The sequence below is a fragment of the Kitasatospora aureofaciens genome (genome assembly GCF_019192735.1).
Classification (GTDB): Bacteria; Actinomycetota; Actinomycetes; order Streptomycetales; family Streptomycetaceae; genus Kitasatospora; species Kitasatospora aureofaciens_A.
In genome coordinates, this window is sequence record NZ_JAHTKP010000101.1 from 1 (window position 1) to 18,826 (window position 18,826).

At 73.2% G+C, this 18,826-nt stretch carries 19 protein-coding genes and 1 rRNA gene; 5 read left to right on the plus strand and 15 right to left on the minus strand.

Going from position 1 to position 18,826, the window contains the following annotated elements; genetic code table 11:
- The first annotated feature begins 400 nt into the window (after positions 1-400).
- A complete protein-coding gene (locus KV557_RS39775; protein ID WP_218206878.1) occupies positions 401-610 on the plus strand; it encodes a hypothetical protein in 210 nt (69 codons plus the stop codon).
- Here the strand turns inward: KV557_RS39775 and KV557_RS39780 are convergent.
- The 6 genes from KV557_RS39780 to KV557_RS39805 all read right to left on the minus strand — a co-directional run bounded on the left by KV557_RS39780 (position 556) and on the right by KV557_RS39805 (position 5,889).
- Positions 556-1,176, minus strand: coding sequence for a DUF6099 family protein (locus tag KV557_RS39780; protein ID WP_218206882.1), 621 nt, complete (start codon positions 1,174-1,176; stop codon positions 556-558). The genes KV557_RS39775 and KV557_RS39780 overlap by 55 nt on opposite strands.
- A 166-nt stretch (positions 1,177-1,342) precedes the next feature.
- On the minus strand, positions 1,343-1,714 hold the full coding sequence (locus KV557_RS39785) for a nucleotide pyrophosphohydrolase (RefSeq protein ID WP_374106729.1): 372 nt from the start codon (positions 1,712-1,714) through the stop codon (positions 1,343-1,345).
- Between the two features lie 95 nt (positions 1,715-1,809).
- Complete coding sequence (locus tag KV557_RS39790) at positions 1,810-3,171, minus strand: AAA family ATPase (protein ID WP_218206886.1); 1,362 nt, start codon at positions 3,169-3,171, stop codon at positions 1,810-1,812.
- A 120-nt stretch (positions 3,172-3,291) separates the two neighbouring features.
- Positions 3,292-4,122, minus strand: coding sequence for a putative RNA methyltransferase (locus tag KV557_RS39795; RefSeq protein ID WP_218206888.1), 831 nt, complete (start codon positions 4,120-4,122; stop codon positions 3,292-3,294).
- A 55-nt stretch (positions 4,123-4,177) separates the two neighbouring features.
- Positions 4,178-4,960, minus strand: coding sequence for an ATP-grasp domain-containing protein (locus KV557_RS39800; protein ID WP_218206890.1), 783 nt, complete (start codon positions 4,958-4,960; stop codon positions 4,178-4,180).
- Positions 4,957-5,889 (minus strand): ATP-grasp domain-containing protein, encoded by a 933-nt coding sequence (locus KV557_RS39805; protein WP_218206892.1) that lies wholly within the window; start codon positions 5,887-5,889, stop codon positions 4,957-4,959. The genes KV557_RS39800 and KV557_RS39805 overlap by 4 nt, the downstream gene beginning before the upstream one ends.
- A 245-nt stretch (positions 5,890-6,134) precedes the next feature.
- Here KV557_RS39805 and KV557_RS39810 point away from each other — a divergent pair, with 245 nt between their 5' ends.
- Positions 6,135-7,007: a GNAT family N-acetyltransferase gene (locus KV557_RS39810; protein WP_308130297.1), complete on the plus strand. Its 873-nt coding sequence runs from the start codon at positions 6,135-6,137 to the stop codon at positions 7,005-7,007.
- A 76-nt stretch (positions 7,008-7,083) separates the two neighbouring features.
- Here KV557_RS39810 and KV557_RS39815 read toward each other — a convergent pair whose 3' ends face one another.
- Both KV557_RS39815 and KV557_RS39820 read right to left on the minus strand, forming a co-directional pair.
- Positions 7,084-7,512: a fic family toxin-antitoxin system, toxin component gene (locus tag KV557_RS39815; protein ID WP_218206896.1), complete on the minus strand. Its 429-nt coding sequence runs from the start codon at positions 7,510-7,512 to the stop codon at positions 7,084-7,086.
- Positions 7,509-7,745 carry a toxin-antitoxin system HicB family antitoxin gene (locus KV557_RS39820; RefSeq protein WP_218206898.1) on the minus strand — a complete coding sequence of 79 codons (237 nt, stop codon included), beginning with the start codon at positions 7,743-7,745 and terminating at the stop codon, positions 7,509-7,511. The genes KV557_RS39815 and KV557_RS39820 overlap by 4 nt, the downstream gene beginning before the upstream one ends.
- Positions 7,746-7,964: 219 nt before the next feature.
- Between KV557_RS39820 and KV557_RS39825 the strand changes: the two genes are divergently transcribed.
- The gene (locus KV557_RS39825; RefSeq protein ID WP_218206900.1) at positions 7,965-8,162 is read left to right on the plus strand and encodes a hypothetical protein; all 198 of its coding nucleotides are present in this window, start codon (positions 7,965-7,967) and stop codon (positions 8,160-8,162) included.
- 102 nt (positions 8,163-8,264) lie between these two features.
- Here KV557_RS39825 and KV557_RS39830 read toward each other — a convergent pair whose 3' ends face one another.
- Positions 8,265-9,611, minus strand: a complete 1,347-nt coding sequence (locus KV557_RS39830; protein WP_218206913.1) for a class I SAM-dependent RNA methyltransferase — start codon at positions 9,609-9,611, stop codon at positions 8,265-8,267.
- A gap of 476 nt (positions 9,612-10,087) precedes the next feature.
- Positions 10,088-12,163 carry an APC family permease gene (locus KV557_RS39835; RefSeq protein ID WP_256178661.1) on the minus strand — a complete coding sequence of 692 codons (2,076 nt, stop codon included), beginning with the start codon at positions 12,161-12,163 and terminating at the stop codon, positions 10,088-10,090.
- A gap of 236 nt (positions 12,164-12,399) precedes the next feature.
- Between KV557_RS39835 and KV557_RS39840 the strand changes: the two genes are divergently transcribed.
- Together KV557_RS39840 and KV557_RS39845 are read left to right on the plus strand one after the other, a co-directional pair.
- Positions 12,400-13,068, plus strand: coding sequence for a potassium channel family protein (locus tag KV557_RS39840; protein ID WP_218206904.1), 669 nt, complete (start codon positions 12,400-12,402; stop codon positions 13,066-13,068).
- Positions 13,068-13,739 (plus strand): potassium channel family protein, encoded by a 672-nt coding sequence (locus KV557_RS39845; protein WP_218206906.1) that lies wholly within the window; start codon positions 13,068-13,070, stop codon positions 13,737-13,739. The genes KV557_RS39840 and KV557_RS39845 overlap by 1 nt, the downstream gene beginning before the upstream one ends.
- Positions 13,740-13,826: 87 nt before the next feature.
- On the opposite strand, the gene KV557_RS39850 is transcribed toward KV557_RS39845, so the two are convergent.
- The 5 genes from KV557_RS39850 to rrf form a co-directional block, all read right to left on the minus strand.
- The gene (locus KV557_RS39850; RefSeq protein WP_308130298.1) at positions 13,827-14,663 is read right to left on the minus strand and encodes a DUF3159 domain-containing protein; all 837 of its coding nucleotides are present in this window, start codon (positions 14,661-14,663) and stop codon (positions 13,827-13,829) included.
- A gap of 2 nt (positions 14,664-14,665) precedes the next feature.
- Complete coding sequence (locus KV557_RS39855; RefSeq protein ID WP_218206910.1) at positions 14,666-15,073, minus strand: OB-fold nucleic acid binding domain-containing protein; 408 nt, start codon at positions 15,071-15,073, stop codon at positions 14,666-14,668.
- 64 nt (positions 15,074-15,137) lie between these two features.
- Positions 15,138-15,818, minus strand: coding sequence for a response regulator (locus KV557_RS43810; RefSeq protein WP_033351413.1), 681 nt, complete (start codon positions 15,816-15,818; stop codon positions 15,138-15,140).
- Between the two features lie 87 nt (positions 15,819-15,905).
- A complete protein-coding gene (locus KV557_RS39860) occupies positions 15,906-18,500 on the minus strand; it encodes a sensor histidine kinase (protein ID WP_256178660.1) in 2,595 nt (864 codons plus the stop codon).
- Between the two features lie 252 nt (positions 18,501-18,752).
- Positions 18,753-18,826: ribosomal RNA gene (gene rrf / locus KV557_RS45185) — 5S ribosomal RNA — on the minus strand; the annotation flags it as partial.

The following is an 18,826-nucleotide window of genomic DNA, read 5'->3' on the forward strand; positions in this document are numbered from 1 at the left end:
GCCGCGGCCCCGGGCCCCTCCCCCTCCCGCCCCGTGTCCCCTACCCCGGTGATCCCGGTCCCCTGTTCCCCGTGTCCCCGCGCTCCCTCTCCGGGCTGCTCGGCGCCGGGCATGCCGGCGCCGAGCAGCCAACATCCCGCGCGATCCGCAACCAGGCCTCATCCCCTGCCCGCCGACTCCGCCGTGTGGGTGCGGCAACCTCGCCTCACTCGGGAGGCTTACTGGTGAGGGGAGTTGGACCGCATCGGGTGGTGCGCGGTGACCGACGCCCGGCGCGGCTCGTTGGGTGCAGCAGCGGGAGCGTGCGCTTCGGTGGCAAGGCGACAGGCACCCCCGCTGCGCGGGCCGAGCCACCGTCGGCCGCTACACGTCGCACCACCGATCCGAAGAGGTCCCCGTCATGTCCGAACCCTCGCAGCTCCCGAGCAGCCCGGCGGCTGCCGACGCGCCGGCCACGCCCACCCTTCCGAAGAGCCTGCTGGAGCAGATGCAGGAACTGCTCGCCTCGGTGACCGCGGACCTCGCCGAGCTGCAGTCCTCCGGCGCCCGGGGCGCCTATCCCGCCGGCACAGACACCTCCGGCGCCTCTGCCGCGCCCGGCACGCGGTAGTCGGGCGCCGGCGCCCTGCCTTCACCCGGCGGGCCGAGCCGGACCACCAGTAAGGGCGCCCCGCGCCCCACCGGCTCGGCCTCCTCCGCTCCGCCGAGCGCCGTACCTGCCGGTCCCCCGGCCCTGCCCGCCGCCTCGCACAGCCGCACCGCGAGGTCCTTGCACTCCGCCACTGCGTCGACGGCGTCGATGCACGTCCAGTACAGGCTCTCGGTGTCGGCCCCGCAGGCCAGCACCACCAGCGTCTCGCCGAGCTCCCGCAGCAGCCCGTCCAGCGCACCGAACGTCGGCTCCAGCTCGCCGAGTTCGGTGAGCCGACCGGAGCGCCCGCCGCTCAATACGGCGGCCTTGACGACGGACCGGTCCAGGCAGACCGAGGCGTGCGACCCCGCCTCGGACAGCTGCCGGCCCAGCCCCGCCAACTCCTCGTCGTCCAGCTCCGCCAGCCGGGCCCCCACCGCCTCGGTGAGCAGCGCCGCCTGCCGCGCCTCGGCCAGCACGTCCGGTACGTGCCTGGCCTCGGTCAGGGCGTGCCGGGCCGTCTTGATCATTCGCAGCGCCTCCATGGCCGCCACCTCTTTCCGCTCGCTGTCACCGTCCGGCCACGGCCGCCGCGGGGGCGGCTCGTGGTCACGGCGAAAGCGTGCGCCGGAGGGCGGGAGGTCCGCATCCACCCTTTCCGAAGCTGTGGACAACTCCGGGCCTGTGGACAACTCCCGTCCCCCGCAAGGGTTATTCGCCCAGGTCTCGCTTGACGTCCGGCTTGACGTTCGGCTTGACGTCCAGCGCGCCGCCCTCAGCCGCGCCCGGTGCCGGGAAGCGCTCCTCGTTCCGCTCGATCTTGGCCGCGAGCGCCGCCAGCGGGTCCACCCCCACCGCCGTGCAGAACTGCACCAGGTACGCGAGGACGTCGGCCACCTCGTCCCGCACCCGGTGGGCGCGCTCCGGGTCCGACATCACCGCGGCGGCCTGCTCGGGCGTCAGCCACTGGAAGATCTCCAGCAACTCGCCCGCCTCCACGCTCAGCGCCGCCGCCAGGTTCTTCGGCGTGTGGAAGGGCTCCCACTCCCGGGCCGCCGCGAACTCCACCAGCCGCTGCCGCAGGCCCTCCAACGTCGGCGCCACAGGTTCCGCAGGCCCCACAGGTTCCGCAGGCTCCAAAGGTTCCGTAGCTGCCACAGGTTCCACCGGTCGTTCGTTCACGCGTCCAGGTCTACCTCATCCGCGTCCGCCCCCGTGCCGGCCCCGTCCCCACGCCCGCACTGGGCGGGCACCCGGGCGCCCCCGGTCCACAGCACGGTGTGCCCCGAGTCCGGGTCGCGGCGGCATTCCACCAGCACGGCAGCACCGGGAATGCCGGCCCCACCGAACACCTCCCGCGCCGCCGCGGGCTCCTGCAACGCGGCGAGGACCCGCAGCTGGTTGCGCCCGGACATCTCCAGCGCCAGCCGCAGCAGCGAGGCGGTCTGCTCGGTGGACAGCCCGGCGCCGAGGTCCTCCGCGAGGACGGTGAGCTGCCGGTGCGCCCACGGCACCTCGGCGGCCACGTCCAGGTCGAGCACCCCGGCGCCGGTGAGCAGCACGGCGGCGAACGCGAGGTGGCGCAGCATGCCGTCGGAAGCCTGGTCGGCCCCGGTGCGCCCGAGGACGCCCTCGTCGAAGACGGCGAGGACGCGCCGGTCCGGCCCGGTGCCGCGGTGGGCGAGGTCGAGGCCGAGCAGCGGGTGCGGGGCGGCGGACTGGACGACCCGCAGCAGCTGGCCGTAGCGGCGCGGGCATTCGCCGGCGAGCCGGGCGATGACCGCGGAGATGTTGGCGGCGCTGGTCTGCAGGCGCGCCTGCGGGTCTGGCCGGGCCCAGTCGCGCATGAGCGACGGCACTGGGTGGACGGGGAAGACCTCGCGCAGCGCGGTGAGCAGGTGCTCAGTGGCGGCCAGGACCTTGCGCTCGCCCGGCGAGGAGCCGGCGACCCGGAGCGGGAGCTGCGCGGTGATCATGGTTCCGCTGGGGAAGGGCGCCCGGATGTCACCCTGGCGGGTGTCGTTGTGCCAGCAGACGTTGACGCGCCGGCCACGGAGGTCCTGCTCGCCGGTCTCGGCCAGCATCCGGCCGTCGAGGCTGAGCGACTCTCGGGCGATCCGGACCGCGCCGTCGGTGCGGATGACGACGTCGAGCCGGATCCGCCCCTCGGCGGACCGGACGGTGCAGCCGAGGATGATCGCGTCCCGCCCGTGCGGCACGCACCCGTCGAGGCCCCCGCGGACGGCCGTGGCGAGCGGGCCGGTCACGCCCGGGAGCCCGTCGAGGGAGTCGGCGATCTCCTCGCCGAGGGCGAGCCGGGACAGGACGGCGAGCGCGTCGAGCGCGTTGGACTTGCCGACGCCGGCTGGCCCGTGCAGGACGGTGAGCGGCGCGAGCGGCAGGGTGGCGCGCCGGTAGGACTTGAAGGAGGTGAGCCGGAGCTCCTCGACGGTGGGGCGGGGCACGGGCGTCCGATCGGGCCCCGGGGCGTCCGGTCGGGGGTGGGCCGGCACGGCGGGCCGGGTGGCGTCGCGGTTCACCCGTCGGACGTTAGCCGCAGGCCGCGCGGCAGAAACGTGCCTGCTCGGCAGATTCATCCCAACGGGGCACGCCCACCCGAGAACGCACCGGTCCACGCAGGTCGGCGCGGTCAGCGAGGGTCAGCGCCGGTACGCCGCGACCGTCACCGAGGCGGTCACCTCGACCGGCTCCGGCAGCCCGGCGAGTGCCGAGGCCAGCCGCTCCGGGTCGGTGTGCCAGGCGCTGGGCCCCATCCCGACGACCGTCCGCACGTCCTCCGCACCCAGCCGCATCGTGAATTCGACCTCCCGCTGCCCGCCCAGCGTCAGGTAGGGCCCGAGCTTCTCGTCGATCCGCCGCTGCTTCTCCTCGTCGACCGACAGCAGCCCCAGTGCGGCGACGAGTTCGCGCAGGTGGCGCGAGGTCGGCGAGACCAGCAGCAGGGTGCCGCCGGGGCGCAGCACCCGGCGGATCTCGGGCCCGTTGCGCGGGGCGAAGACGTTGAGCATCAGCCCGGCGGAGGCGTCGCGAAGCGGCAGCGGCCGCCAGGCGTCGCAGACGACGGCGCCGATCCGGGGGTGGGCCTTGGCGGCGCGGCGCAGCGCGTACTTGGAGATGTCGAGGGCGGCGCCGGGCCGTCCGGGCAGGGCGTCGAGGACGTGGGCCAGGTAGTGGCCGGTGCCGGCGCCGAGGTCGGCGACGAGGCCCTCGGGGTCGGCGGCCCCGGCGGCCTCGGCGAGGGCGTCGGCGATGGGCCGGTAGTGGCCGGCGGCGAGGAAGTCCGCCCGGGCGGCGACCATGTCGGCGGTGTCGCCGGTGCCCGTGTGGGCGTCGCCGGCGAGGAGGCTGACGTAGCCCTGCTTGGCGAGGTCGAAGCTGTGCCCGGCCGGGCAGCGCAGGGTGCGCTCGTGCCGGGTGAGGGCCTGCGCGCAGTGCGGGCAGGCCAGGTAGGGCTCGATGTCCTGCAGCAACGTTCCGTCTTCTCTCGCCGTACACCCCGTGGGCCGGTGGCCCTGGACGGAAAGCCTAACGACCCCCGTCCGCCGCGACGCGCAGGGCGAGGGCGGCCAGCGCTTCGGGGGCGCCGGCCCGGCCGCGGATGCCGGGGAAGGCGTTGACGTCGACGATGACGGGCTCGGCGGGCCCGTCGAGCAGGTCGACGCCGTACACGTCGAGGCCGAACACCTCGCCGACGCGCAGCGCGAGGGCGGCCCGGTCGGCGGGCGGCTCCCACTCCCCCGCGTGCCCCGTGCCGCCGTCGGTCGGCGCGAGTTCGGAGCGACGCCGGGCGGCGAACACCTGGCCGTCGACCACCCACAGTTTCTGGTCCCAGCCGGTCCCGTCGAGGAACGGCTGGGTGACGACGGCCTCGCCCGGCCAGCGCGCGGCGAGTTCGCGCAGCCGCGCCGCGCCGTCGACCCGGGCGACGAGGTCATGGCGCCGGCTGTGCCGGCTCTTCACCACGAACGGATAGACGGGGTCGACGAGTTGGCCCAACGCGCCGACCGTGCACGTGTCCGCGAACGGCAGCCCGGCGGCCCGGGCGAGCTCCGCCATCCGCATGCGGTCCTGGCAGAGCTCGGTCGCCGCCGCCGAGTTGACAACCGGCACGCCACGCGACTCCAACTCCCGGGCGAGCGCGAAGGCTTGCGGCGTATGGGTCTTGAGCAGACAGACGTCGACCGGCGGGCCGGGCACCAACCCCGCGCCCGGGTCGAAGTATTGCACCTCGTGTTCCCGCGCGAGCAGCTCAGCGGTGGCCGCCAGCACCGGATGCCCCGGGTCGGCGGCGATCAGGCCGACCCTCATATCGCCCCGCCGAACTCGCGCCGACCGAACTCACCACGACCGAACTCGCCACGCCCGTACCCCGGTTGCCCATAACCCCCCGCCGCCACCAACTCGGGCGTCGGAGCCGAAACCGCCGTCCCGCTGCGCGCGAGCCGCAGCACCGCCCGCGCGACCCGGGCCACCGCGTCCGGCACCTGCCGGAAGCTCGGGAAGTCGTTGACGTCCACGACCACCGGCCCGTCCGGCCCGAGCAGCACGTCCACGCCGTACAGGTCGAGCCCGAACACCTCCCCCACCTGCGCCGCGATACGCGCAACCTCCCCGGCGAGCGGCACCTGCCGCTCGCGCGCCCCCTGCCCGGGGTGCAGCGGGGAGCAGCGCTCGGTGGCGTAGAACTCGCCGTCGACGCAGTACACCTTGAGGTCGGTACCGGAGTTGGGCACGTACGGCTGGGCGATCAGCAGCCCCTCGCCGGCGAGTTCGGGGCCGAGCGCGAGCAGGTGGTCGGGCGTCGGAACCAGCCGCACGGCGCGCCCGGAGCTGCCGTCGGCCGGCTTGACGACCAGCGGGTACTCGACGGCGGGGATCTCGGCGAGCCGCTCCCAGCGGGCGGCGGCGTAGGTGACGGGCACGGGCAGGCCGCGGGTGCGGGCTATGACGGCGGCCAGCGCCTTGTCGCGCACGCCGCGGATCGAGCGGACGTCGTTGACCGTGGTGAGCCCGACGGCGGCCGCCGCGTCCAGCAGGGTGAGCCCGGGCCCGCCGGAGACGGTCTTCAGCACCCACGCGTCGTGGCTGCCGGCCCGCACCGCCTCGGAGATCGCCAGCAGCGAGTCGCCGGGGCGCAGCACGTCCACCCGGTGTCCCCACGCGGTGAGTTGGCGTGCCACGTCGAGCGGCATGCCGTCGTGCCGGTAGTGCTCCTCCACCAGAAAGCAGAGCCTCATGGGCCTGTCTTCCCCCCTTGCCGTGCCGAGTCCGGACGTTCCGCCGTCCCCCTCGGCAGAGCTGTAAAGGCATCAGCATGCCACGCGGTTCACGGCCAAGATCGCCGCGCCTGTAAGCGTTCGGCAACAATCGCACGACGGTCGGTGCGTATCCCGACGAATCCCGACGACCGTACGGAACCGCGGCCGCCGGCCCGCTCAAACCGGGTGGCGGGGCAGGCCCGCGCCCTGCTTGGATGCACGCCGTGACTTCAGCCGATCATGAACCCGCGCACCCCGACCACCAGCTCCTCGACGAGATCGAGCGCTACTACGACGCGGTGCCGCGCAGCGCCGCCCGCGCCGAGGACTTCGGTCCGCTGACCCTGTTCGTCCGCGAGGGCGCCGGCTGGCCGTACTACGCCCGGCCGACGCTCGGCCACGACGGCCCGGCCGCCACCGCCGAGGACGTCCGCCGAGTGCTGGCCCGGCAGCGGGAGTTGGGCCTTCCCGAGGCGTTCGAGTGGGTGGCCGAGCACGACCCGCGGCTGCGCGCCGCCATCGAGGAGGCCGGACTGGCGGTGCACGAGCACCCGCTCCTGGTACTGGGTCCGGCGGACGGTCCGGCCGAGGCCCCCGCCGAGCGGGGACAGCAGGTGAACGTGCGGATCCTGGCCGCGGACGCCCCCGAACTGGCGAGCGCGGTCGCCGTCCCGCACCTGGCGTTCGCCGAGCCGGGCACCGGCCTGGGCACCGCCGGGCCCGCCGAACTGGCCGAGACGGCAGCCAAGTTGGCCGCAGAGGGCGCAGTGGAGCGGATCACGCAGCGGATCACCGCCGGCACCACCGTGCTCGCGGCGGCGCTGGAGGACGGTACGGCGCTGTGCGCGGGCCAGCACAACCCGGTGGGCCCGGTCACCGAGGTGGCCGGGGTCGGCACACTGCCGACGGCGCGCCGGCGCGGCCTCGGCCTGGCGGTCACGGCGGCGCTGGTCGTACATGCTCGGGCGAACGGCGTGCGGACGGTGTTCCTGTCCGCCGCGGACGAGGACGTCGCCCGGATCTACCGCCGGGCCGGCTTCCGCCCGTTCGCGACGGCGCTGATCGCCGAACCGGCCCCGGACGACACCGCTTCCTGACGCCCCAAACCCCGGCTCCCCGAACAGACGGGAACGAGGACGCCCCGAACAGGCGGGGACGACGACGCCCCGACGGTCAGTCGTCGTCCTCGTCCTCGTCGTCCGCCCCGCTGACGCCCTCCCCCTCCGCCTCGTCCACCACCCACGCGGACAGCCGTTCGGCGACGCCCGACACCCCGAGCCGCCCCTCCCGGATGGCCCGGGCGAGGCTGCGCACCTCGCGCGCGGTGGTCGCGACCGTGCAGCCGCTGGCGACGAGGTAGGCGTAGGCGACGGCGGTCGCGTACAGCTCGTTGGTCTTCTCCAGGGCCGGCACCCGGATCAGCTGGTGCATCAGGGCGGCGGCGCGGTCCGGCGGCTCGGGGTAGACGGCGATGTCGAAGATCTCGGCCTGGTGCCGGGAGACCGCCGCGAGCAGCGATCCGTAGTCGGTGACCTGCGGGTCACCGGGCGTGTACTGCTCGGCGGTCATGAGCAGCCACGAGAGGTCGACCTCCAGTTTCAACGGCGCACGTCCTGAAGGTCGCCCGGCTCCCCGAACTCGGCCAGGAAGGCCGACTCGTACTCCTTCATGAACTGCGCGGCGGCGTCGACGAAGGCCCGCCCGGCCTCGCCCATGTCCTGCTGGACCAGGCGCTCGATGTACTGGTTCATGCTGATCCCCTGCTGCTCCGCCCGCTCCCGGGCCATCTCCGCGGTGGTCGCGTCCACCCGGACGTTCAGCTGCTTTTTACCCATAGGCCTCAAGCTAGCGCCGAAGTGCTAGCACAACAAGAGCGCAGACCCGCCGCCGCACGCACCCACCGCACGCCCCTGCGCGACCCGGGAGACCCATACCCACCGCCCGCCGAACCACCCCGCCACGACGCGGGAGACTTGAAGAGTCCTTCACCTTCCACGACTCTGAACACTCCTGAGCATTCCGCGGAGCGGCACCGACCGGTGTGGAGGCCGGCAATGACAGCCATGTTCGACCAAGAGCTGCGCGAGCAGCTCGCCCAGGCCCGCCGGGACCTCGCGGCGGCCCGGGCCGAAGGGGACGCCGACGGCGTCCAGGCGTACGAGGGCCGGATCGCCGGACTGCTCCGGCTCGCCGCCCAGCACGGGATCGACCTTCCGCACAGCGCCGACGAGGAGGAGCACAACGAGCCCTGACCGGCGCCCCGACACGACGAAGAGGCGGCACCCGGAAGACCCCGGGTGCCGCCTCTTCATCATTCCTGCCAAGGCAGTATTCCTGCCAAGGCAGTCCGCGGATCACTCCCCGGCCGGCTCCAGGATGGCCACGCACTCGAAGTGGTGCGTCATCGGGAACAGGTCGAACGCCCGCAGCGAGACCGGCCGGTAGCCGCCCTCGCGGAAGAAGGCCAGGTCCCGGGCGAGCGCCGCCGGGTCGCACGCGACGTAGGCGATGCGGCGCGCCTCCAGGCCCACCAGGTGCGCGACGGTCTCCCGCCCGGCGCCCGCGCGCGGCGGGTCCAGCACGATCAGGTCGGTGGCGGTGATGCCGGTGCGCGGCAGCAGCGTCTCCACCCGGTCGCACTCGATCCGGACGTTGTCCAGCGCGGCCAGGTTGTGCCGGGCGTCGACCACGGCCTGCTTGGCCGACTCGATGCCGAGCACCGCGCCGTCCTCGCCGACCCGGTCGGCCAGCGCGCCCGCGAACAGGCCGACGCCGCAGTACAGGTCGAGCGCGTTCTCGCCCCACTGCGGGTCCAGGCCGTCCAGGACGGCGTCCACCAGGGTGTCCGGCGCCTCGGGGTGGATCTGCCAGAAGCCGCCGTTGCTGACCCGCCAGGTGCGCCCGGCGGCCCGCTCGCGCACGAAAGAGCGGCCGTGCACGCGGTGGATGTCGCCCTGGTCGTCCACCCGGGCGATCGACACCGGCTTGTCCAGCTCGACCAGCGGCAGCTGAGCGCCGGGCTGCGGGGTGAGCACCACCTGGCGGTCCGAGGAACCGCTCGCGGCGACCACCTCGACGGTCGCGACGCCCGGCCAGTCGCGGGCCTCGATGCCCAGCTCGGTGACGCCCTCCGCGGCGATCAGGCAGTGGTCCACCGGCTGGATCTCGTGCGAACGGTGCTTGCGCAGGCCGACCTTGCCGGTCTCCGGGTCCACCGCGTACTGGACCCGGGTGCGCCAGGCCGGCACCTGCCCGGCCGGGAGCTTGCCGCCGACCGGCTCGACGCTGCCGTCCCAGCCCGCCTCGGCCGGGGTGAGCCCGGCCAGCTTCGCCAACTGCTCGGTCAGCACCGACGCCTTGAGCTTGCGCTGCCCGCCGGGGGTGACGTGCTGCCAGTCGCAGCCGCCGCACTTGCCGGGCCCGGCGAACGGGCACGGCGGGGCGATCCGCTCCTTCGCAGGCTCCAGGATCTCCACCGCGTCGGCCCGCAGGAACCGGGAGGTCGTGGTGCCATCGGTGACCAGCGCGATCACCTTCTCGCCCGGCAGCGCGTGCCGGACGAAGAGCACCCGACCCTCGTGCCGGGCCACGCAGTGCCCGCCGCCGTGCGCGACCGGGCCGACCTCGACCTCGTACCGCTCCCCGGCCAGCGGGTCGCCGGACGGCGTCTCGGGACGCGGCGCCCGGGGCGCGGTGCGCAGCGCCTTCGGCGGGCGGACGGCCTGCTTGCGCGGCGCCTTGCCCTTGCCCGCCCCGGACTTGCCCGCCCCGGACTTGCCCGCCCCGGACTTGCCCGCCCCGGACTTGCCGGTCGCGGACGCCGCAGCCTGCCCCGCCGAGCCCGTGCCCGCCGAGCCCGTGCCCGCCGAAGCCTTACCAGTCGCAGCCCTACCGGCCCCGGACTTGCCCGCCGAGCCCTTGCCCACCGCCGGCTTGGAGGGCGCAGCGCCCGAGCCCTGGTCCGAAGCCGCACCCGGCTCCGCCCGCTCGCCCGGGGCGAGCGGCGCGGTCCGCGCGGTGAGGCCGTCGCGGTCGGTGGCTTCCGGGCGGGCCGGCCGGCCCCAGCGCGGCCGGGCGACCTGCCCGGGCTGGGAGCCGCCCCGGCGGGCGCCCTTGCCGGAGTTGCCCCCGGACTTGCCCGAGGACTTGCCCGAGGAGCGGGGCGGAGTGTTGCGGGTCACTGGGAGGAGTCCTTGCTGCGGTCGGAGGTCGCACCGGCGGTCACGCCGGTCCGAACGGAATCCTTCGACTTTACGGCCTTCGGCGCCCTCGGCTCGCCACGCCGGACGGCCCCCGGCGCTGACCAGGACTTCTGCGGCCTGCGCCGCTCGGACGACTCCAGCTGCCACGGCACCGAGGTGACCATCACTCCGGGCTTGAACAGCAGCCGCCCCTTGAGCCGCAGCGCGCTCTGGTTGTGCAGCAGGTGCTCGTACCAGTGGCCGACCACGTACTCGGGGATGTAGACCGCCACCACGTCGCGCGGGCTGCTGCGCCGCAGGTTCTTGACGTAGTCCAGGACCGGCCCGGTGATCTCGCGGAACGGCGAGTCCAGCACCTTCAGCGGCACCTCGATGCCGCGCTCGTCCCACTCCCGGCGCAGCGCCGTGGTGTCCGCCGGGTCGACGTTGACGGTGATGGCCTCCAGCGTGTGGGCGCGCGCCAGCTGCGCGTACGCGAGGGCGCGCAGCGCCGGCTTGTGCAGCTTGGAGACCAGGACGATGGCGTGGACCCGGGTGGGCAGCATCACGTCGTCGATCTCCTCGGCGGCGGTCAGCTCCTCGGAGACCCGGTCGTAGTGGCGCCGGATGCCCTTCATCATCACGTACAGCACGACCATCGCGGCGATCGCGATCCAGGCATGGCTGATCTTGGTGACCAGGACGACGACCAGCACGGCCATGGTCATCACCAGGCCGAAGGTGTTGATCGCCCGGCTGCGCTGCATGTGCCGGCGCCTGGCCGGGTCGGTCTCGGTGCGCAGCAGCCGGGTCCAGTGCCGGATCATGCCGGACTGGCTCATGTTGAAGGACACGAAGACGCCGACGATGTACAGCTGGATCAGCCGGTTGGGGTCGGCGTCGAACGCGAAGATGAACAGGATCGCGGCGATCGCCAGCAGGATGATGCCGTTGGAGAAGGCGAGCCGGTCGCCGCGGGTGTGCAGCTGGCGGGGCAGGTAGCGGTCCTGGGCGAGGATCGAGCCGAGCACCGGGAAGCCGTTGAAGGCGGTGTTGGCGGCGAGCACCAGGATCAGGCCGGTGACGGCGGCGACGAAGTAGAAGCCGGGCGTGAAGTTCGCGAAGACGGCCTCGCTGATCTGGGCGAGCGCGGTCTTCTGGTGGTAGTCCGGCGAGGCGCCGACGAGCTGTTCGGCGGGGTTCTCGGCCATCTGGACGCCGGTGAGCCGGGCCAGCCAGATGATGCCCATGAACATCACCACGGCGATCGAAGCCATCATCAGCAGCGTGGTGGCCGCGTTCTTGCTCTTCGGCTTGCGGAAGGCCGGCACGCCGTTCGAGATGGCCTCCACGCCGGTGAGCGCGGCGCAGCCGGAGGAGAAGGACTTCAGCAGCAGGAACACCATCGCGAACCCGGCCGGCGACTGGTTGCCGGGGGTGGCGGCGAGGTGGAAGCCGGAGCTCTCGGCGGGCATGTCCTGGCCGAGCCCGAAGTGCCGGAAGAACCCGTAGCCGACCATGCCGACCACGCCGAGCATGAAGGCGTAGGTGGGGACGGCGAAGGCGGTGCCGGACTCGCGGACGCCGCGCAGGTTCATGCCCATCAGCACCACGACCACGACGACCGACAGGGTCAGCTCGTGGCCGCGCAAAGCGGGTACCGCGGAGACGACGTTGGCGACCCCGGACGTGGTGGACACCGCCACCGTGAGCACGTAGTCGACCATCAGGGCGCTCGCCACGACCAGGCCGGCGTTGGGCCCGTGGTTGACGGTCGCGACCTCGTAGTCGCCGCCACCGCTCGGGTAGGCGTGCACGTTCTGCCGGTACGAGGCGACCACCGCGAGCATCACGACGGCGACGACGACGCCGATCTGCCAGGAGAAGTGGATGGCCGAAGCGCCCGCCACGGACAGCGTGAGCAGGATCTCCTCGGGGGCGTACGCGACCGAGGAGAGCGCGTCCGAGGCGAACACGGGCAGGGCGATCCGCTTGGGGAGAAGCGTTTCGCCCAGTTTGTCGCTCCGCAGGGCGCGTCCGATCAGGATGCGTTTCGGAAGGTCTGTCGGCATAGGCACGTTAAGGAATCGTAGGGGTTTCCCAACAGGGCTTGCGCCGGTTGTCCCCCCCTTCGTCGCGACTGCGTTCGGCGGACCGGCTAGCGTGTCGGATACGAGCCGACGGGCAACACTCACGTTGTCGCGTCGGTGCCGGATCAGGACGCTCGCCCCGGAAAGCGGGGCGGGAGAGGGAGATGAACGGTGTTTGCGCAGGTCAATAACCCTACGGAACGGGTGAGGTAGCGCCAGTGCACATCGTCATCATGGGCTGCGGCCGCGTGGGCTCCGCCCTCGCGAGAGCGCTGGAGAAACAGGGCCACTCGGTGGCCGTCGTCGACCAGGACCCGACCGCGTTCCGCAGGCTGGGCGCCGGGTTCAACGGCCGCCGGGTGACCGGGGTCGGCTTCGACCAGGACACCCTGCGGGAGGCGGGCATCGAGGAGGCCGGCGCGTTCGCCGCCGTCTCCAGCGGTGACAACTCCAACATCATCGCCGCGCGGGTGGCCCGGGAGAACTTCGGCGTCGAGAACGTCGCCGCCCGGATCTACGACCCCCGGCGCGCCGAGGTCTACCAGCGCCTGGGCATCCCGACCGTGGCGACGGTCCGCTGGACCGCCGACCAGATGCTGCGCCGGCTGCTGCCGAGCGGCGCCGAGCCGCTGTGGCAGGACCCGAGCGGCAGCGTGCAGCTGGCCGAGGTCGCCTACGACCCGCGCTGGGTCGGCCACCGCGTCGGCGAGCTGGAAGAAACCTCGGGCGCCCGGGTCGCGTTCGTCACCCGGCTCGGCGAGGGCGTGCTGCCCACGCCGCAGATGGTGCTGCAGGAGGGCGACCTGGTGCAGGTGATGCTGCGCCGGGCCGACCTGAGGGCCGTCGAGGCCGCGTTCGCGCAGGGACCGAAGGAGGAGGGTCGCTGATGCGGGTCGCCATTGCCGGGGCCGGTGCCGTGGGCCGCTCGATCGCGGGCGAGCTGCTGGAGAACGGGCACGAGGTCCTGCTGATAGACAAGAACCCCAACTCCATCTCGGTGGAGCGGGTCCCGATGGCGGAGTGGCTGCTGGCCGACGCCTGCGAGATCACCTCGCTGGACGAGGCGGCGCTGCAGCGCTGCCACGTGGTGATCGCCGCGACCGGTGACGACAAGGTCAACCTCGTCGTCTCGCTGCTCGCCAAGACCGAGTACGCGGTGCCGCGCGTGGTCGCCCGGGTGAACAACCCGAAGAACGAGTGGCTCTTCAACGAGTCCTGGGGCGTGGACGTCGCCGTCTCCACCCCGCGTCTGATGTCCGCCCTGGTCGAGGAGGCGGTCAGCGTCGGCGACCTGGTCCGCCTGATGCGCTTCAGCCAGGGCAACGCCAACCTGGTCGAGCTGACCCTGGCCGCCGACACCGAGCTGGTCGGCACCCGGGTGGGCGACGTGGCCTGGCCGCAGGACACCGCTCTGGTGACCATCATCCGCGAGGGCCGGGTGCTCGTGCCGGGCAAGGACGACACCCTGGAGGGCGGCGACGAGCTGCTCTTCGTGGCCGCCCAGGAGCGCGAGGAGGAGCTGGAGGACCTGCTCTCCGCCACCTCCGGCGCCCAGTAGGGGCCGTACGAAAACGGGACGAGGGCCCGCGCCCAGATGGGTGCGGGCCCTCGTCCCGTTGCCTGTGCGGCTACGTCGTCGGTGTGGCTACTTCGCCGCCGGCTCCTCGTCGTCGTCCAGCGGCGCCTTGATCGGCGGCGGCGCCTTCAGCAGGATCTGCCAGGTCACGTACATCGCCAGCAGCAGCGGCGGGATGCCGAGCGCGACCTTCAGCCAGCCGAGCAGGTTGACGTTGTGGGTGAAGTACAGCGGGAAGAGGATCACCGGCTTGATACCCATGATCACCGCCCAGGCCCAGGTCGCCCTGGTGTAGGCGGCGAGCCGGCCCGGGTTCTCCTTGCGCCAGGTGAACATCTCGCCGGTGATCGGGCCGAGCATCAGGCCGATCAGCGGCCAGCGCACCAGGGCGGAGATCGCCATGGCGACGCAGTAGCCGACGTTCCAGAGCAGGCCGGGCAGGTAGAAGTCCTCGGCGCGGCCGCTCTTCATCGAGATCCAGACGCCGAGACCGACGCCGAACACCCCGCTGAAGGCGTGCTGGACGGTCTCCCGCCGGGCCAGCCGGACCACCACGAACACCGCGCACAGCGCGAGCGCGGCCCAGCCGGCCGCGCTCACCTGGTGGGTGATGTTGTAGGTGACGATGAAGACCAGGCCGGGCAGCGTCATGTCGATCATGCCGCGCACGCCGCCGAAGGCCTGCAGCACGGTGTCGGCGGCCTCCTTGGAGGCGGCGGCCTTGCGGGCGGCCTCGTCGGCGGCGTCCGCGGCGTCCTGCTCGGACTGCGACAGGGGCCGGGCGGCACCGCCGACGGCCTGCACGATGGTGCCCGCGGCCTCCTCGGAGGCGGCCGCCTGCCAGGCGGCCACGCCGGCGGCGTCCAGGTCGATCCGGGCGGCCTCGCCGCCGGGCTGGTTGCTCACGCTCATTCGCTCCCGTGTCCGACCGGACGCAGCTCATAGCGGGGGTTGAACAGCACGCGGCGCCCGCGTGCGTGGCTGATCCGGCCGCTGGCGACGAGCCGGCGGCCCGGCTCTATGCCCGCGATCGAGCGGCGGCCGAGCCAGACCATGTCCAGCGCCTCGGTGCCGTCGAAGAGCTCGGCCTCCAGGGCGGGCACCCCGGCCCGCGGGCGGAGCGTCACCGTGCGCAGCGTGCCCGCCACGGTGACCAGCTCGCGGTCCGCGCAGCCGGCGATCGGCGTGCAGCCCGACTCCGCCGCGCTCTCCTGCCGCAGCTCCTCGGCCTGCAGCTCCTCGGACGAGGAGGTCAGCCGGTTGAACATGCGGCGGAAGCGACCCTGCGGCTGGTCGCTGCTGTTGTCACCACTCATGCCCGAAGGGTACCGGTTTCCCGGCCCCCGACGGCAGGCCGCGAAGCCGCCGGGCGCCCGGTACTCAGCTCTCGAAGCGGTATCCCATGCCCGGTTCGGTGATGAAGTGACGCGGGTGCGAGGGGTCGCGCTCCAGCTTGCGGCGCAGCTGCGCGAGGTAGACCCGCAGGTAGTTGGTCTCGGTGCGGTAGGCGGGGCCCCAGACCTCCTGGAGCAGCTGGGTCTGGCTGACCAGCCGGCCGGCGTTGCGGACCAGCACCTCCAGCAGGTGCCACTCGGTCGGCGTAAGGCGTACGTCGGTGCCGTCCCGGTTGACCTTCTTGGCGGCGAGGTCGACGGTGAAGCTCTCGGTGACCACCAGCGAGTCGTCCTCGCCGGCCACCGGCTCGGCACGGCGCACGGCGGCGCGCATCCGGGCGAGCAGCTCGTCCATGCCGAACGGCTTGGTCACGTAGTCGTCGGCGCCGGCGTCCAGTGCCTCGACCTTCTCGTCGGAGGCGTGCCGGGCCGACAGCACGATGATCGGCACCCGGGTCCAGCCGCGCAGGCCGCGGATCACCTCGACGCCGTCCATGTCGGGCAGGCCGAGGTCGAGGACGACGACGTCGGGATGGCGGGCGGCGGCCAGCTCCAGGGCGCTCGCGCCGTCATGGGCCGCGTCGACCTCGTACTTGCGGGCCTTGAGGTTGATCACCAGCGCGCGGACGATCTGCGGTTCGTCGTCCACGACGAGGACCCGGGTCATACGGGCTCCGCCTTTCAGAGCTGTCGGACTTACAGGCTGTAGGACTTACGGACGGTAGTACGTGCGGGCGGACGGTGGGTCCGGATGTCACGTGATGAGCCGCGACAGGGGGTCCTGGCCGTCGCCGACCGGCTCGCCCGGTTCCGGGGGCCGCTCGGCGGCGGGCAGGGTGACGACCATGGTGAGGCCGCCGCCGGGGGTGTCCTCGGCCGTGACGGTACCGTCCATGGCCTCGACGAACCCGCGCGCCACCGCGAGCCCGAGGCCCACCCCGGCGCCGCGCGGCGCGTCCCCGTAGCGCTGGAACGGCGCGAAGATCCGCTCCTTGGCCTCCTCCGGCACGCCCGGGCCGCGGTCGACTATCCGCAGCTCGACCCGGCCCGGCCCGCCCGCCGGGTGCAGCGCATCGGCCTTGACCAGCACCTTGACGCCGTCCGGGCTGTACTTGACGGCGTTCTCGACCAGGTTGGCCAGCGAGCGCTCCAGCAGCCCGCCGTCGGCCCGGATCATCGGCAGCGTCTCCGGGACCTCCAGCCGGACGGACTCCGGCGGGACGCCGCCGAGCGCGAACGGCACCACCTCGTCCAGGTCGGTCTCCTGGATCAGCGGGGTGACCGTCCCGGTCTGCAACCGGCTCATGTCCAGCAGGTTGTTGATCAGATGGTCGAGCCGGTCGGCCCCGGCCTCGATCCCGGCCAGCAGCTCCGCCTCGTCCTCGGGATCCCAGTCGACGTCGGCCGAGCGCAGCGAGGTGACCGAGGCCTTGATGCCCGCCAGCGGCGTGCGCAGGTCGTGCGAGACGGCGGCGAGCAGCGCGGTGCGGATCCGGTTGCCCTCGGCCTCCCGGCGGGCCGCGGCGGCCTCCCGGGCCAGCCGGCGGCGCTCCAGCACCACGGCCGCCTGCGCGGCGAACGCCCCGAGCAGCCGGCGGTCCGCCGCCGGCAGCACCCGGCCGCGCAGCACCAGCGCCAGGCTCTCGCCGACCGGGACGTCCACGTCGGCCGCCTCGGGCCGCTCCGGCGGGTACGGCCCGGCGGAGGCGACCGGCACCCAGGCGCCGAGCGGCTCCGGGCGCTCCAGCAGCGCGGCGCTCTCCTGCCCGAAGGTCTCCCGCACCTGCTCCATCAGTGCGGTCAGCACGCCGTCCCCGTTCGGCGCACCGCGGAGCACCGTGCCGGCCAGCGCGCTGAGCGTCTGCGCCTCGGTCTGGCTGCGGGCCGCCTGGAGGGTGCGGCGCGCCGCCAGGTCCACCACGGAGGCCACCGAGATGCCGACGACGGTGAAGATGGCCACCGCCATGATGTTCTGCGGCTCGTTGATGGTGAACGTGTGGATCGGCGGCGTGAAGTAGTAGTTCAGCACCGAGGAGCCGACCAGCGCCGAGCCGATCGCCGGCAGCAGCCCGCCGACCAGCGCGGCGAGCACGGTCAGCGACAGGAACAGCAGCATGTCGGTGGACAGGCCCAGCCCGCCGATCGCGGTCAGCACCAGCGCCAGCAGCGGCGGACCGGCCAGGCCGATCAGCCAGCCCGCGACCGTCCGGGTGCGGCCCAGGTCGGTGATCCGGCGGATCGGTATCCGGCCGTGCCCGCTCCCGGCGTGCTCGTGGGTGACCATGTGGACGTCGATGTCCCCAGCCTCCCGGGTCACCGTCGTGCCGACGCCCGGCCCGTACACGTACTGCCAGGCGGGCCGGCGGCTGGTGCCCAGCACGATCTGGGTGGCGTTCACGCCCCGGGCGAAGTCCAGCAAGCCGACGGCGGGGTCGTCGCCCAGGACGGAGTGGAAGGTGCCACCCAGGCTCTCCACCAGGGCCCGCTGCTCGATCAGCGTCTGCGGCGACCCGTGGCCGGCGCCCGCGAGCCCGTCCGAGCGGGAGATGTGGACGGCCAGCAGTTCGCCGCCGGAGCCGCGGGCGGCGATCCGGGCCGCGCGGCGGATCAGCGTCGCCCCCTCGGGCCCGCCGGTCAGGCCCACCACAATCCGCTCCCGGGCCTGCCAGGTGCCCTCGATGCCCTGCTCGGCCCGGTACTTCTGCAGGTACTCGTCCACCCGGTCCGCGGTCCACAGCAGCGCGAGCTCACGCAGAGCGGTCAGGTTGCCCGGGCGAAAGTAGTTGGCGAGGGCGGCGTCGATCTTCTCGGGCGTGTACACGTTGCCGTGCGCCAGCCGGCGGCGCAGGGCCTGCGGGGACATGTCGACCAGCTCGATCTGGTCGGCCCGCCGGACCACCTCGTCCGGCACGGTCTCGCGCTGCCGGACCCCGGTGATGCCCTCGACGGTGTCGCCGAGCGACTCCAGGTGCTGGATGTTGACGGTCGAGATCACGTCGATCCCGGCCGCCAGCAGCTCCTCCACGTCCTGCCAGCGCTTGGCGTTGCGACAGCCGGGAATGTTGGTGTGCGGCAGCTCGTCCACCAGCGCCACCTGCGGGCGGCGGGCCAGCACGGCGTCCAGGTCCATCTCGGTGAAGACGGCGCCCCGGTGCATCAGCCGCTGGCGCGGCACCACCTCCAGCCCGTCGACCTGGTCCGCCGTGTGCCGCCGGCCGTAGTCCTCCACGAACGCCACCACGACGTCCGTGCCACGCGCCAGCCGCCGGTGCGCCTCGGCGAGCATGGCGTACGTCTTGCCGACCCCGGGGGCAGCCCCAAGGTAGATGCGCAGCCTGCCTCGTCCCATGAGCACCATTCTTGATCCGGCTCTGCCCGGGAGCCACCCCCGGACACCTGTTCCCCTCCCCTTCGAGACTACGGCGTGGGAGACGATATTCCACTGATCTGTGCACTGATCATGCGGTTTTAGCGGCATATTGACGGTGTCACGGCCGCCGGCTTGACGGTGTCACATCGGCCCGGCGACGGGCCGCCCCTCCCGGCGGGGAAATGCAAAGAACCCCCATCCGGAATCGGATGGGGGTTCTTCGGAATGATTGTTCGGCGGCGTCCTACTCTCCCACAGGGTCCCCCCTGCAGTACCATCGGCGCTGTGAGGCTTAGCTTCCGGGT

What these genes read in the sequence shown, in the direction of transcription:
- KV557_RS39775 (WP_218206878.1), top strand. Translation starts at nt 401, where the DNA reads ATGTCCGAACCCTCGCAGCTCCCGAGCAGCCCGGCGGCTGCCGACGCG.
- KV557_RS39780 (WP_218206882.1), bottom strand. Translation starts at nt 1,176, where the DNA reads ATGGAGGCGCTGCGAATGATCAAGACGGCCCGGCACGCCCTGACCGAG.
- KV557_RS39800 (WP_218206890.1), bottom strand. Translation starts at nt 4,960, where the DNA reads ATGAGGGTCGGCCTGATCGCCGCCGACCCGGGGCATCCGGTGCTGGCG.
- KV557_RS39805 (WP_218206892.1), bottom strand. Translation starts at nt 5,889, where the DNA reads ATGAGGCTCTGCTTTCTGGTGGAGGAGCACTACCGGCACGACGGCATG.
- KV557_RS39820 (WP_218206898.1), bottom strand. Translation starts at nt 7,745, where the DNA reads ATGGGTAAAAAGCAGCTGAACGTCCGGGTGGACGCGACCACCGCGGAG.
- KV557_RS39825 (WP_218206900.1), top strand. Translation starts at nt 7,965, where the DNA reads ATGACAGCCATGTTCGACCAAGAGCTGCGCGAGCAGCTCGCCCAGGCC.
- KV557_RS39835 (WP_256178661.1), bottom strand. Translation starts at nt 12,163, where the DNA reads ATGCCGACAGACCTTCCGAAACGCATCCTGATCGGACGCGCCCTGCGG.
- KV557_RS39845 (WP_218206906.1), top strand. Translation starts at nt 13,068, where the DNA reads ATGCGGGTCGCCATTGCCGGGGCCGGTGCCGTGGGCCGCTCGATCGCG.
- KV557_RS39855 (WP_218206910.1), bottom strand. Translation starts at nt 15,073, where the DNA reads ATGAGTGGTGACAACAGCAGCGACCAGCCGCAGGGTCGCTTCCGCCGC.
- KV557_RS43810 (WP_033351413.1), bottom strand. Translation starts at nt 15,818, where the DNA reads ATGACCCGGGTCCTCGTCGTGGACGACGAACCGCAGATCGTCCGCGCG.
- KV557_RS39860 (WP_256178660.1), bottom strand. Translation starts at nt 18,500, where the DNA reads ATGGGACGAGGCAGGCTGCGCATCTACCTTGGGGCTGCCCCCGGGGTC.